A 13,691-nucleotide genomic window follows, 5' to 3' on the forward strand; every position below is an offset into this window, starting at 1 on the left:
TCCCAATGCCGAAGCAGAGGGAGGTGTCGAATGCCAAATCGAGGGAGGCATTGTTAATCGTTAATCAATCGTTGCCTAGGTGAGCACAAGCTGACCGTTGACGATTAAGCAGCAGCTTGTTGTTTCGCTTCTGCTTTGTTCTTTAGGAACGCGTAAGTGAAACCTGTTACCGCTGTACCTGCTGCGATTGCTACCAAGTACATCAATACCGGAGAAATTGCGTTAGGGATTAGCAGTACGAACAGACCACCGTGTGGTGCCATTAGTTTTGCACCGAACAGCATAGATAGTGCACCCGTTAGTGCGCCACCTGCCATACATGATGGGATTACACGCATTGGATCTTTCGCAGCGAATGGGATTGCACCTTCAGAGATAAAGCACAAACCAAGAACGAATGATGCTTTACCTGCTTCACGCTCGCTTTGTTCAAATTTGTTTTTCGCAATAAATGTCGCTAGACCCATACCAAGTGCTGGAACCATACCTGCCGCCATGATTGCAGCCATAGGAGCGTAAGTTTGAGAAGCCAATAGACCTACACCGAATGCGTAAGCTGCTTTGTTTACTGGGCCACCCAAGTCGAAACACATCATTGCGCCAAGGATAATACCTAGTAGTACAGCACTGTCAGAACCCATGTTGTTTAGGAAGTCTGTCAGACCGTTCATGATGCCTGATACCGGACCACCTACGATGTAAATCATAACTAGACCAGTGAACAAGGTTGCCACAAATGGGATGATCAGAATCGGTTTAAGTGCTTCCATCGATTGTGGAAGTTTCACTTTATCTGCAAGGAACTTCGCGGCATAACCAGCAATGAAACCCGCAGCGATACCACCAAGGAAACCAGCGCCGGTAGAGCTTGCAAGCATACCGCCGACAAGACCCGGAGCCAGACCTGGGCGGTCAGCAATTGAGAATGCGATGTAACCTGCAAGTACAGGAATCATCAGAGCAAAAGCGGAGCCGCCACCAATGTTCATCAGAGCAGCCGCTAATGTGCCTTCTTCTTTAAACGCTTCAATACCAAATACGAAGGATAGGGCGATGATCAAACCACCAGCAACAACCACAGGGAGCATGTGCGATACACCTGTCATTAGGTGTTTGTATGCGCCTTTCTTCTCTTCAGTCGCTGATGACGCGCTTGATGAGCCAGAATGTTGGTATACGGTTGCTTGTTCAAACGCTTTGTCCATCTCTTCTGCGGTTTTCTTCAGAGCTGGACCTGTTTTAGTGCGGTACATCTTCTTGCCGTTGAAGCGGTCTAGTGGCACTTCGATGTCGGCAGCGATGATTACCAAATCTGCGTCTGCGATTTCTTGGTCAGTGAGTTGGTTTTTCGCACCTACTGAACCACGAGTCTCCACTTTGATTTGGTGACCGCGGCGTTTACCTTCTTCTTCCAGTGCTTCTGCTGCCATGAAGGTATGCGCTACGCCTGTTGGGCATGCCGTAATTGCAACGATCTTTTTCGTCGCTGATGCATTTTCAACTGGTGCCGCAACAGTTGTTGCTTGCGCTAAGGCTGCTGCGCTTTCTACTGCAGTTTGTAGGAAAGCAGATGCATCTTTAGCTACGTCGCTGATATCTGATAAGTAGACTTTTTTACCTACGAAACGAGAAGTATCAACTGGAGTGTTAGCCGCAATTACGATCGCTTCTGCTTGTTCAATGTCAGCTTCTGTTAGTCGTGTTGGTTCAATCACGCTTGATTGGCATTCAATCTTCGCATTCCAACCTAACTTAGCGGCTGCTTGTTCTAGTAGACCTGCCGCAATGATGCTGTTAGCAACACCACTTGGACAAGCTGTAATGATGGCAATATTCATACTGATAACCTTCTGTTCCTTAGTTTTTGTCTAAGTTAGTATTAGGGTAAAGCTCGGTTACTTGTGTTTGGAGCTTGATGTTCTCCAGTTCTTCCTGACTGGTTAAGCCTACGCCAACTTGGCTAACTGCAAGAGCAGAAAGCGCGGTAGCGAAGCGGAGTAAGTCGTTTTTCGGCATCACTTGCATGTGACCCCAGCACAAGCCCGCAACAAGCGTATCGCCTGCACCAACTGTACTTACAACATTCATTCTTGGTGGTTGTGCGCGTAGCCATTCACCTTGGTTAAGCCACATCACACCGTCAGCGCCCATTGACACAACAATGTTCTCAATGCCTTTATCACTAAGTGTTTGCGCAGCGGTTTGGCATTGCTCTGGTGTGGCTAGATGTTCGCCAACAAAATCACTGAGTTCTTCATCGTTTGGCTTGATCAACCAAGGATGCGCTTCGATGCCTGCACGTAATGCGGCTTTACTGCTATCAAAAAGCACTTTCTTACCTTGTTGGTGCAGCGCTTCAATCCACGTTGCACATTGCTCTGCGCTTACGCCGCCAGGTAGGCTGCCGGCAAGAACAAAGTAATCGTGTGTTTCTGCAAGGCGGAATAGGGTTTGTTCAAAGCGAGCGATTTCTTCTGGCGTGACTTGCACACCAGGGAAGTTGATATCGCTGACTTGACCATTTGCCTCAACCAGTTTTACGTTGATGCGCGTTGCGCCTTCGACTTCAACAAACTCGTTGTGAACCTTGATGTCGTCGAAAAGCTGGTGGAACAGTTCAGGATTGTCTTTGCCTAGAAAGCCAGTCACTGTCACGTCCGCACCTAAGTCACTCAGAACTTTGGCGACATTTACGCCTTTACCAGCAGCATGCAGGTTGCTCTTTTCTACTAGGCTGACCGATCCCACTTTTAGTGAATCCAGTGAACCCGTTAGGTCAAGGGCAGGGTTAAGCGTAATGGTCACGACTTTGTTTGTTGCTTTTGTCGATGAAATTGTTGCTGTCATGAATCCGTCCCTTAACCTTCACCAAGACCAGAAGCGATTGCTTTACCGATGGATTCGAGAGCTTGTGCTGCGTCTGGACCTTCAGCAGAGAATTGAAGCTGGTGACCGTGTTTTACACCAAGCGCAATAACTTTCATTAGGCTCTTTGCGTTTACTGGTTTAGCATCGCCATCTAAATTAGCAACACGGATGGTTGATTCGAATTTCTTCGCTTCCGCGACCAGCATTGCGCCCGGACGAGCGTGCAAACCGTGCGCGTTCTTAATCTTGAACACTGCAGTGTTGCCATCTTCAGATGCTTCGCTTGCTACTTCTTCGCCTTTGAATAACGCTAGAACTTGTTCTGCAGAAGCATCAAGTAACTTGTTGTGTTCGTTGTTAAACACAAGCTTTGAAATTGTGCTTAGGATCGATTGGTGCGCGTTATTGCAAGCAGCAAACGCAACTAGAGCACGAACTTTCTCGCCTTCAAACTCACAGTCATTCGCTGTTGATACAAAAGAAACACCAGTGCGAGTTACTTGCTTATCGCTACCGACTAGCCACAGACCTTGACCAAGGTGCGTCGGTGTTTTCGTCACAAGATCCGCAACGAATTCTGCACCAGCACAACCTGTATTCTTAAGTAGACCACCCGCAACCGCGCTCATTTGAACCATGTCGCTTGCAGGAAAGAGAAGTTGAATTAGAGAGGCATCGAAATCTGCTTCTAGCTGAACGTCACCATGAAGTAGGGCAATGATGTCATCTTCGCTTTTCGCATTGCGTAAGCGCTCTTCAACACCGTCTGCGCCCAATACTTTTGTTAGCTGCTTTAGGATGCCCAAGTGCTCGTCTGATTTTGCCGCGATACCAATAGCGACGAAAACCTTATTGCCGTCACCCCATTCAACACCTTCTGGGAAGTGGTGAACCGCAACACCCGTGGTTTTAACCATTGAGCGTGTGTCTGTGGTGCCGTGAGGAATCGCGATGCCGTTACCCAAGAATGTTGAGTTTTGGTTTTCACGGTTTAGCATGCCCTCTATATAGCCTTGTTCTACCAGACCTTCGTCTGTCAGGCTTTGAGCGATGTTTTTAATCGCTTCAAACTTATCTGTAGCGGATTGAGATAGGGTAATGTCGTTCTTACTTAGCTTAAGCATGGTGCTTCTCCAGCCTTAAGGTATCTATTTCTAATTCATCTTGGCTACGCGGCTCGTTCTTCGATGCGTAACCTTGTTTATCTATTCTTTGCTGAACTGCTGTTCCTGTTAACCAGCGTTATTTGCTACGAAACTGCTTAGCCTTAACAATGAACTGAATCGATTCAGCAATTGGTCAAATTTTTTAAAACACTCAGCGAAACTGTTTTTAAAATCAAAACTTAATCATCCAGTGATTGATTGCCTATAAAGCCTAGCAAAGCAAACCTCACTTGTTGTTTTTGGTGATTCCCGTCAATTTTTAAGTTTTGCTGAATCCTTTCAGCTTTTATACTGAATCGGTTCAGCATATAATTCAACTTATCGAAGGATCGTTGATGTATTAATATGATCCTGCGCACAGAATAGGGCTTAGAATATGACACTGGATGAAATAGCGAAATTAGCTGGGGTTTCAAAGACGACAGCAAGCTATGTGATTAACGGGAAAGCGCAGAAATACCGCATCAGCGAAAAGACTCAAAAGAAAGTCATGGCGGTGGTAGAGCAGCATAATTACAAACCGGATCACGCGGCTTCTTCTTTACGTGCGGGAAACTCGCGTTCGTTCGGTTTGATCATTCCAGACTTAGAGAACACCAGTTACGCACGTTTAGCAAAACTGATTGAGCAAAACTCTCGTAAAGCAGGTTACCAAATCCTGATTGGTTGCTCGGATGATAATCCGCAAACGGAAGAGAAAGTGGCTGAGGCATTGGTTAGCCGTCGTATTGACGCATTGTTTGTCGCAAGTAGCATGCCGGCTGCCAGTGAGTATTACTTAAAGCTGCAAAACTCGGGCACGCCAGTTATTGCACTTGACCGTCCAATGGATGATGAGCATTTTTGCTGTGTGATCAGTGAAGATTTTGACGCGGCATTTGAGTTGACTGAGTCGGTTTTGTCCTCTGAAATCAAATCGATTGGGCTTATTGGCGCTTTAGCAGAACTTCAAGTTTCTAAAGAGCGTGAATTGGGTTTTCGTTCTGCTTGCCAACAAGAAAGCAAAGATGTGCTGGTAGGATATGGTCAGCATTTCTCGCGAGAAGAAGGCAAGAAAGTGCTAGAAAGTTGGATTGCGAATGACGAATTACCTGATGCGTTAGTGACTATGTCATACACCTTACTCGAAGGGGTGTTAGACGTTATGTTAGAAAAGCCGGAGCTGATGGCGAAAGTGCGTTTAGCTACCTTTGGTGATAACCGCTTATTAGACTTTTTGCCAATCAAAATCAATTCGTTACCGCAGCAGTTTGAACTCATTGCCGACAGTGCGATGGAGTTGGCGCTTAATGCGTCTGCAAAACGCTACAAGGCTGGGGTTGAGTTGATTCCACGTAAGATTGTGAAACGCCACATCGACGCTAAAGCTTAATTTCTACCGTCAGCGCCACAAACGCGTGGTCGCTGGCGTTTTTATCTCGCTCAAAAGACGGGTTAATTAAGTGAGCATCCAGCACTTGATATCTCGTCACTTCCGCTATCGATATGTCTGCATGAGCATCGAATTCCTGCGATAGCAAGATGTAGTCCAACACATTTCCTTTTGCGAAGTGGTAATGCGTTGCTGGGCGTGGCTCCAGAGTTGGCGCTACTTGCAATTCCCACCCATCATTTAGTTGCAAATCAGTGACGCTGTCACCGTAATGTTCAATCAAAACCTTATTAACGCTTGTTGATGTGATGGCTTGGTTCATGTCTCCCATTAACACGGTGGGCATTGAGTTGCGTGCATACTGCTTTTGCATTGCGTCGCGTAGCATGGCTGCTTCCCAACCGCGTTGTTGTGTTGATAGCCAGCGCGCAATTGGCTTGCTTGCATCTGCAGGTGTCTCTGAATCAGCCGGTCTTTGTGATTTTAAATGCGTAACATAAATTGCAATATGCCCAATGATAGGGTGAACGATGATTGCTCGAATTGGTTTTCGGCTGAAAGGGGGCGCAGAGAAATCACCGAAGGCGTTGAGCGTTTCTTTATCGAAAGTGACGGCTTCATAACTTTCAATTGGGAAGCGGGACGCGATTGCCACTACAGGACGAGAGTAGATGTAGTCACCCTCAATATGCGGCGTATCGACACTGGCAAAGTACTGATATCCCATTGTAGTAAAGAAGGCTTTGGTTTCTTCAATGCTGAACACTTCTTGTAAGCCGATGACATCCGGGGCGAGTTGCTCGAGCTGTGATTTTGTCCAAGTGATTTTGTCCTGCCAGTCGTCGAGGGAGTAAATGTTCTCGAAGTCATAATACGCGCCAGGTGGAGCAACAAAGTTGAACAGATTGGCGGTGGCAAAGGTAATGCAGTTCTTATTAGACAAAATATTGCTCGTTCAAGGAGTTATTGGGTGAGTATATACCCAATTGGACAAGTTGAGTGAAGATCACGTTTCTATTTGTACGCATTCCGTTTAAACTCCGTTCATCAAGAAAAATGAGTAACGAACATGACCCAAGATTACGAACACGAAGAGTATTTAGAAGGCGAAGAGATTGAGATCGAAGCGATCGGTATCGACGTCGACGCGCACCCAATTGAACTGTACAAGCTTTTCAAAATCGCAAACTTGGTGAGTGGCGGTGGTGAAGCAAAACACATCATCGAAGAAGGTTATGTTGCGGTAAATGGTGAGCTAGAAACGCGCAAACGTCGCAAGATGTACGACGGCGATTTCTTCGAGTTCAACCAAGAATACTATGTCGTTGTGTGCGATGCGCCAGTAACTGAGCCAGAAACTGCGGAGCAAAAAGCAGAGAAGAAGGCGAAGAAGGACGCACAAAACGCGCGTAAAGAAAAATCTCGTTCGAATAAGAATGAGAAAAAAGCTAAAGGTCCTCAATCGACGGGTCGTAAAGCGGCGCACAAAGAGCGTAAGGCACAGAAAGAAGCATTGTCTCAATCTGCCAAGAAAGGTAAGAAAGAAGACAAGCCTCAAGTGAGTCGCGATCCAAAGAGTGGGCGTAACTCTATCGACTTCTTCTAAGTGATTTGTCTATAACACGGATAATTTCGCAAGCGCCGCTTCGGTTATTGAACAAGGCGGCGCTTTTGTATTTTGCGGTTGTTGATTTGACAGATAAGAATTTGGGGCTGATTGGTTAGTGTAAAACTTCGCTGTTTTGCGCGTGTTTGGTCCAGTGGTGAATCGAGTTTGGCTTAGCTAGGTAAAAGCCTTGGTAGTAATCAAGATTAAGCGCTTGCATAGCGGAGAGCTGCATGTTTTCCTCAACCCCTTCAATAACAACTTTCGCATTCATCTCTTCAGCCAGTTCAACTGCATTGGCAATCGCAAGCGTATCGCCAGAGCAGTAATCAAGAAGGTAAGAACGGTCTATCTTGATAATGTCGGGACAAAGTTGCTTAACGCGTGACATATCGGAATGGTGGGAACCAAAGTCATCAATGGCGAAAAGAAAGCCATTAGCTCGCATTAGTTGTACCGCTTGGATCAGTAATTCAGTATCACCACACGACTCTTCAACCACTTCAAAGACCACATCAGAAGGTTCCATACCTAGCTCATGCAACCGCTTATACAGCAAACCGTTATCTTTAAAACCCATGTCTTTGGTCAGTGTTAATAAGGTTTGCGGCATGACGTTTAGAAATAGTTTTATCGGCGAACCTGCGAAATGACGTGCAAAGTTTCGGATATGAATTGCCCGAGATAGAAACTCCATACAAAGTCGGAAGTAGGTATCTATGCTGGCATCGGCAAAGAAAAGATCTGGACGAATGTTGGCTCCGTCTGCGCCTCGAATGCGCAATAGGGCTTCCATCCCGATCATGTTTTGGTGTTTATCGAAGATTGGTTGATAAACACTATGGAAAGTATATTGATTGAGCACGACGTAATATTCGCCAAGGCTGTCCTGCCTTATGTATTGCTCGTAATCGGACTGCTTCTTTAACTCCATGAAAAACGCCAAAAAAATAGCATGAGAGCGAATGTAACAGGATGGAATTCGGATTTGAAGCGCTAGGCTGTCTTAATTTTGAAGCCCTTTGAGTTAATTTGAAATAGATTCCGATTTTTTCTCGATGTATCTAAAAAACATTGATAGACCGAAACAAATCAGAAAGTAAACCAAGCCCACAATTAGCCAAATTTCAAAAATGTAACCGGAAGAGTTTGCCATCTCGGTACCAACGAAGGTCATTTCTTGAATCGAAATCAGTGAGACAATAGATGTGTCTTTGACTAAGGAGATGGTTTGGCCTGCCAATGCTGGCGTAATAGCTTTGAGCACTTGTGGGGCAATGATAAAGCGATATTTGACCCAACGAGATAAACCGAGAGAATCTGCGGCTTCCCACTGTCCTTTATCGACACTTTGTAAACCAGCACGAACCACCTCAGCAATGTAAGCGGAAGAGAGCAAGCCTACGCAGAGAACTCCTGACGCTAGGTTCTCCCACAAATTCGCCGGACCAAAGAAGAAGCTTTGCAGTGCATTGGGTTCGCCGCGATAGTTGCGAAGTAGATCTTCTAACCCAAGTAACGGGATTAACTGGTTTGAAATAAAAAAGTAGAAAATAAAGACGAATACTAATGGTGGAATATTTCTTACTAACTGAATAAACGCGTTGGCAGGTGTGCGAAACCAAGCCGATTCCGAGAAGCGGGCTAAGCCAAGTAGGGTGCCTAATATAAGTGCGAAGCTAATGCCCCATAAACTCAGGCGTAACGTTGAAATCAAGCCTTGAAAAAAATATGGCAGCCCACCATCAGCACGCGGAGTAAACAACAAATCAATGGCTTCTTTCCAATGCCAGATGTAGTTCACCCCTACGGTGGAGCGGTGGTAAAGCCAACCCCCAACTAACGCGCAGATGGCAAGCAACACCCAATCAAGTAGGTTAAAACGGTTTAAGAAAAAGCCTGACTTTGTTTTGGTTGGTGCAACACGAGTGGTGGTTTGTCCGCTCAAGGTTTGACTCCGATAGTAAAGCGAGGACCGACCCTTCATTCGAGTCGGTCTGTGTATTCGATGTATTAGTTTTTGCGTTTATTGACCGTGTGCCACTTGGTCTTGCCAATCCAGTGTTGAGAACCAGTATTCGTAGCGCTCATCTAACCAACCGTCTTGGGTACGTGCTTCAATCCATTTGTTGAAGAAGGCTTTTTTGTCTTCTTCACCTAAGCGAACGGCAAAGGCTTCGTTACCTTTGGATAGACGCTCAGTAAATGGAATGAACAACTTATCCGCGTGTTTGATCGCTTCATGCTCAGGTTTAGGGCTCGATGCAATCACCGCATGTGCATTGCCGTTTAGAACTTCTTGGAATGCTTGTGCGTCATCATCAAATTGAAGGATTTTTGCTTTCGGGAATGTTTCACGCGCTACTTGAACGGTAAAAGCACCACGACGAGCTGCAATTTTCACTCGGCGAGAATCAAAGTCAGAAAACTCGCTAAAGCCAGCTGCCAGTTCTTTGTTCGCTGCAACTTGAACACCCGAGTGTGAGTAAGGTTCAGTGAACAGTACGCTCTTAGAACGTTCTGGAGTAATCGACATACCGCCAATGATAACGTCAAATTTCTTGGCTAGTAGAGCAGGGATGATACCGTCCCATGCTGTTGGTACGAACTCAACCCTCAGACCTGAATCTGCGGCTAGGCGTTTAGCGACATCAATTTCAAAGCCAATCAGTTCGCCTTGTTTATTTCGCATTGCCCAAGGTACGAATGTCGACATACCAACGCGAAGTGTGCCTCGTTCCTTGATTTGATCTACGTTTGGTGTTGCTGCTTGCTCATTGGCTAACGAAGGTAGAGCAATCGCAAGCCCCAATAATGCAGTAATGGTCGCTTTGAATAACTTCATGTTATCTCCTTATAATTTGCGCCAACTGGCTCCTAGTTTGTGTTCTAGCCAAGCGGATAAGCCAGAAAGTGATAATGTGAGAGCAAGGTAGATTGCTGCCACAGTAAACCAAATTTCAAATGGCATCGCCGTTTCCGATACGATGTTTCTTGCCTCGGTCGTTAAGTCGAATATTGCCATAACACTCACAATCGAAGAGTTTTTAATCAATGACACGACTTCGTTCGTCAATGGCGGCAGGGTGCGCTGAAGCACCTGCGGTAGGATCACGTCTTTGTATGCAAAGAAAGGCGATAAACCTAAGGTCTTCGCTGCTTCAAATTGACCTTTTGGAATGCTGTTCAAGCCTGCTCGGAAGATCTCTGCCGTATATGCACCTTGGAAAAGCGACAACGCCAACACCGCAGTGCTGAATCGATCTAAACCAATGACTGGTCCAAACACAAAGTAGAGCAGGTAAATTTGTACCAACAACGGCGTATTACGAATCAGTTCCACATAAGCTGTGCCAATCGCGTTGCCTACTTTGGAATTGCTCAAACGCAATAAAGCGGTGATTAAACCAATGACCAAAGTGAAGAATAGACTAATGGCAGAGATTTTTAAGGTAACGATGAGACCATCGACCAATTCTGCTGGCCACCATTCACCATCTTCGTAGAAGGCAATGTAGTCGGGCACGCGCTCCCATTGCCATTGGTAGCCCATGGCTTGAGCTCCTGAATCGAGCACCCAAATAATCGCAATCAAAAGAATCGCGATTTGTAATATGGCTTGTAAGACCGGTTTAAGGATTCGAACAACCATAGGCTAGTAGCTCAGGATTTGATTTAAGAATGCTTGCGTACGTGGGTGTTGTGGTGTTTCAAATAGCGCAACGGGGGAGTTCATCTCGATGATTTCACCTTCGTCCATAAACACAACACGATTCGCTACTTTCTTTGCAAAGCCCATTTCATGCGTCACACAAATCATGGTCATGCCGCTCTGGGCAAGTTCTACCATGACATCTAATACTTCGTTGATCATCTCTGGATCAAGTGCTGATGTTGGTTCGTCAAATAAGAGAAGGTCCGGCTCCATACAAAGAGAACGGGCAATGGCAACACGTTGCTGCTGACCGCCTGATAGTTGAATCGGATATTTGTTTGCTTGCTCTTCAATGTTGACGCGCTTGAGGTAGTGCATCGCTCGCTCTTCTGCTTCTTGTTTCGACAGTTTTAATGTACGAATTGGCGCGAGAGTAAGGTTTTCTAAAACGGTCAGATGCGGGAATAGATGGAAGTGTTGAAACACCATGCCGACTTTACCCGGCTTATGGGTTTTGGCGTTAGCTGGTTGCTCAAAGACGTTGAGTTCACCTTCTTGGATAGATTCTAAGTGATTGATACAACGAATAAGAGTGGATTTACCTGAACCGGAAGGACCACAAACAACAACGATTTCACCGGTATGTACTGAAAAATTAATATCTTTAAGTGCGTGGTATTCTCCATACCACTTGTTTACGCCGCTGAATTCAACAACGATATTTTTTTCTTTCAAGGCTGCCAACTTTTAGAATAAATTTCTTTCTACAATAACAAGTTATTAACCGTATTGCACCTGTTTATAAGGGTTAAACTGTCCAACTGGTGAGCAAATAACTCATTACAAAACTACCTGATAATGTAGTCAATTTTAAAGAAAACGGATCACTATCGCGAAGACAGACATGGTGATCAGAAACTGAGCTGAATAGTAGGTTGTCATGACGACTTGACGTGAAAATATCGAAGTGCTGCCAAAGCGCTCAAAGGCAAGCACAACGCCAGACATAGTGAAGATGAAACTGCCAAGCACCGCGAAAGCTGACGATTGTGTTTTACCACTTGCGTAATACTCCATGGCCATCCATAGCATCGTCATCAAAACAAAGATGTAGCTAGCAACGGACCATTTTTCTTTACCCAAGTCGGGCTTAAAGAACGAGTAAGCGCAGAGTCCAGCGCCGAATACAGCAAATGGGAGCCAAGGGGTGAAGTGCCAGGCTGCCATATTAATGAAGCCCAAGGCGTAACTGATCTGTGCGAGACAAAACAGTTTGATCCCAAAAACAAACTTATCTTTTGGGTGCATCATGATTAAATCACCGATCAGAGACAACGAAAGTCCGGAGATTACCCACTTTGTGTAGGGAAGGTGACTGGCTGGAGACATGAGTAACATGCCAATCATAGCGATGAGTGGCAGTGGTTTGGTCAGAAAGAACAGCCACTTTGGACCAGTCTTAATGCTGATGATATGTATGAGCGCACAAGCAATGACAATCAGCCACATACGATTAACTCTTGAATAGACGACATTACGCTCAATGTTTGATGAGCAAGCTAAAAAGGACACTTCGAATAGTAAGCACTTGGTTTGTTTTTAGTCATTGGCTTACATAAACACATCGAACTATCGCCTATTTGTTATTTTTCTAGCAGAAAAGTTCAATATTTATTGCATTGTCAGTGTTCGGCTAAATTAACATAAAAAAACGGTATTGTGTCTACGAGGACACAATACCGTTAAAAAAGGCAGTATTTTGATAGATTGAGTCGTTAAGCGACTGCTAGGTCAAGAATCTGGCGGCTGCTTTCAAGATCGATTGCTTGGTTTTCACCAAGAACAGTCATGCCATGTTTGCTCAGTTGTGCGATCACTGAGTCAATTGCTGCTTCGCGGTCATCACCGTAACCTTCTAATTGTGTTGCTACACCTAGTTGGTGGTAGAAAGCTTCGATCGCTTGGATCGTGCGCTCTGCCAAATCATCACCATCAGACAAACCAAATACGTTGCGACCCATTTGCTCAAGCTTAGGACGCTTAAATTGCATTTGGTTGCGAAGTAGGGATGGTTGAATGATTGCAAGTGAACGAGCGTGGTCAACATGCCACAATGCTGTAAGTTCGTGACCGATCATATGCGTTGCCCAATCTTGTGGAACACCACTACCAATTAGACCGTTGAGTGCTTGGTTTGCTGTCCACATCAGGTTTGCGCGCCATTGGTCGTTGTCACGTTCTTCAAACTGTTCGCCCAGAACTTTTAGGTTTTTCAGTAGTGCTTCTGCATAGCCGTCTTGAACCATTGCACCAGTAGGCAGTGTTAGGTACTGCTCACAAACGTGTACCCATGCATCTACGACACCGTTGATCAACTGACGCTCTGGGAGTGTTTTCATTACATCAGGATCAAGGACCGCAAATTTAGGCTGCACGGCAGGAGCAAGAAACGCCAATTTATCTTGAGTTTCCTTTTTGGTGATAACTGCGCCCATGTTTGATTCTGAGCCAGTAGCTGGAAGTGTCAAAATCGCGGCTAGTGGTGTCGCTTCTGTCACTTGATGTTTGCCAACCATGATGTCCCAGCCATCACCGTCGTATTTTGCCGATGCTGCAACGTACTTAGAACCATCAATAACCGAACCACCACCTACGGCAAGGATAAAATCAACGTTTTGTTCTTTTACGATTGCAACGGCTTTATCTAGCGTTTCTTTGGTTGGGTTTGGCTCTACACCTGAGAACTCAAGCCACTCGCGGCCTTCTAGAGCTTGCGCGACTTGGTCGTAAACACCGTTCTTCTTAATTGAACCGCCACCATAAATGACAAGTACTTTTTGACCGGTAGGGATCGCGTTTGTAATTGCGGCGATTTGACCTTGTCCGAAGAAGATTTGAGTTGGGTTGACGTATGAAAAGTTCATTATTAGACCTCTTGCTTCCATTGTGAGGAGAGTGAATACATGCATATTAGTACGCGTTGATGCGCCTTAGTAGGTCGATTTCTGTAATTTTTTTGCCTAT

At 45.4% G+C, this 13,691-nt stretch carries 13 protein-coding genes; 2 read left to right on the top strand and 11 right to left on the bottom strand.

The annotated features are described in order from the left end of the window. Positions 1–104: 104 nt before the first annotated feature. Genes fruA through fruB form a run of 3 tightly spaced genes read right to left on the bottom strand, consistent with a single transcriptional unit; the run spans position 105 to position 3,992 of the window. Positions 105–1,838, bottom strand: coding sequence for a PTS fructose transporter subunit IIBC (gene fruA / locus ABMY42_RS03510; RefSeq protein WP_349265987.1), 1,734 nt, complete (start codon positions 1,836–1,838; stop codon positions 105–107). Between the two features lie 19 nt (positions 1,839–1,857). Beyond that, entirely contained in the window at positions 1,858–2,847 is a 990-nt protein-coding gene (gene pfkB, locus ABMY42_RS03515) for a 1-phosphofructokinase (RefSeq protein WP_005451671.1), read from the bottom strand. 11 nt (positions 2,848–2,858) lie between these two features. Then, on the bottom strand, positions 2,859–3,992 hold the full coding sequence (gene fruB, locus ABMY42_RS03520; RefSeq protein WP_349265988.1) for a fused PTS fructose transporter subunit IIA/HPr protein: 1,134 nt from the start codon (positions 3,990–3,992) through the stop codon (positions 2,859–2,861). 418 nt (positions 3,993–4,410) lie between these two features. Between fruB and cra the strand changes: the two genes are divergently transcribed. Next, positions 4,411–5,406: a catabolite repressor/activator gene (gene cra / locus ABMY42_RS03525; protein ID WP_005451680.1), complete on the top strand. Its 996-nt coding sequence runs from the start codon at positions 4,411–4,413 to the stop codon at positions 5,404–5,406. Here the strand turns inward: cra and ABMY42_RS03530 are convergent. Then, positions 5,396–6,349 carry an endonuclease/exonuclease/phosphatase family protein gene (locus ABMY42_RS03530; protein WP_050903382.1) on the bottom strand — a complete coding sequence of 318 codons (954 nt, stop codon included), beginning with the start codon at positions 6,347–6,349 and terminating at the stop codon, positions 5,396–5,398. The genes cra and ABMY42_RS03530 overlap by 11 nt on opposite strands. 126 nt (positions 6,350–6,475) lie before the next feature. Here ABMY42_RS03530 and ABMY42_RS03535 point away from each other — a divergent pair, with 126 nt between their 5' ends. Continuing rightward, positions 6,476–7,012, top strand: coding sequence for an RNA-binding S4 domain-containing protein (locus ABMY42_RS03535; RefSeq protein WP_009696717.1), 537 nt, complete (start codon positions 6,476–6,478; stop codon positions 7,010–7,012). A gap of 115 nt (positions 7,013–7,127) precedes the next feature. On the opposite strand, the gene ABMY42_RS03540 is transcribed toward ABMY42_RS03535, so the two are convergent. From ABMY42_RS03540 to ABMY42_RS03570, 7 genes are all read right to left on the bottom strand, one after another. Further along, positions 7,128–7,946 carry an EAL domain-containing protein gene (locus ABMY42_RS03540; RefSeq protein ID WP_274881899.1) on the bottom strand — a complete coding sequence of 273 codons (819 nt, stop codon included), beginning with the start codon at positions 7,944–7,946 and terminating at the stop codon, positions 7,128–7,130. 93 nt (positions 7,947–8,039) lie between these two features. Further along, a complete protein-coding gene (locus tag ABMY42_RS03545; protein WP_005451690.1) occupies positions 8,040–8,960 on the bottom strand; it encodes an amino acid ABC transporter permease in 921 nt (306 codons plus the stop codon). Positions 8,961–9,038: 78 nt separating this feature from the next. Next, complete coding sequence (locus tag ABMY42_RS03550) at positions 9,039–9,857, bottom strand: transporter substrate-binding domain-containing protein (RefSeq protein ID WP_349265989.1); 819 nt, start codon at positions 9,855–9,857, stop codon at positions 9,039–9,041. A gap of 9 nt (positions 9,858–9,866) precedes the next feature. Next, positions 9,867–10,664, bottom strand: coding sequence for an amino acid ABC transporter permease (locus tag ABMY42_RS03555; RefSeq protein ID WP_009703114.1), 798 nt, complete (start codon positions 10,662–10,664; stop codon positions 9,867–9,869). Between the two features lie 3 nt (positions 10,665–10,667). Then, on the bottom strand, positions 10,668–11,402 hold the full coding sequence (locus ABMY42_RS03560) for an amino acid ABC transporter ATP-binding protein (RefSeq protein WP_005451695.1): 735 nt from the start codon (positions 11,400–11,402) through the stop codon (positions 10,668–10,670). Positions 11,403–11,537: 135 nt separating this feature from the next. Next, positions 11,538–12,176 carry a lysoplasmalogenase gene (locus ABMY42_RS03565; RefSeq protein ID WP_005451697.1) on the bottom strand — a complete coding sequence of 213 codons (639 nt, stop codon included), beginning with the start codon at positions 12,174–12,176 and terminating at the stop codon, positions 11,538–11,540. A gap of 266 nt (positions 12,177–12,442) precedes the next feature. Then, a complete protein-coding gene (locus ABMY42_RS03570) occupies positions 12,443–13,591 on the bottom strand; it encodes an iron-containing alcohol dehydrogenase (RefSeq protein WP_005451698.1) in 1,149 nt (382 codons plus the stop codon). Positions 13,592–13,691: the final 100 nt, after the last annotated feature.

This window comes from Vibrio sp. SSH13-20 (assembly GCF_040104475.1).
Classification (GTDB): Bacteria; Pseudomonadota; Gammaproteobacteria; order Enterobacterales; family Vibrionaceae; genus Vibrio; species Vibrio harveyi.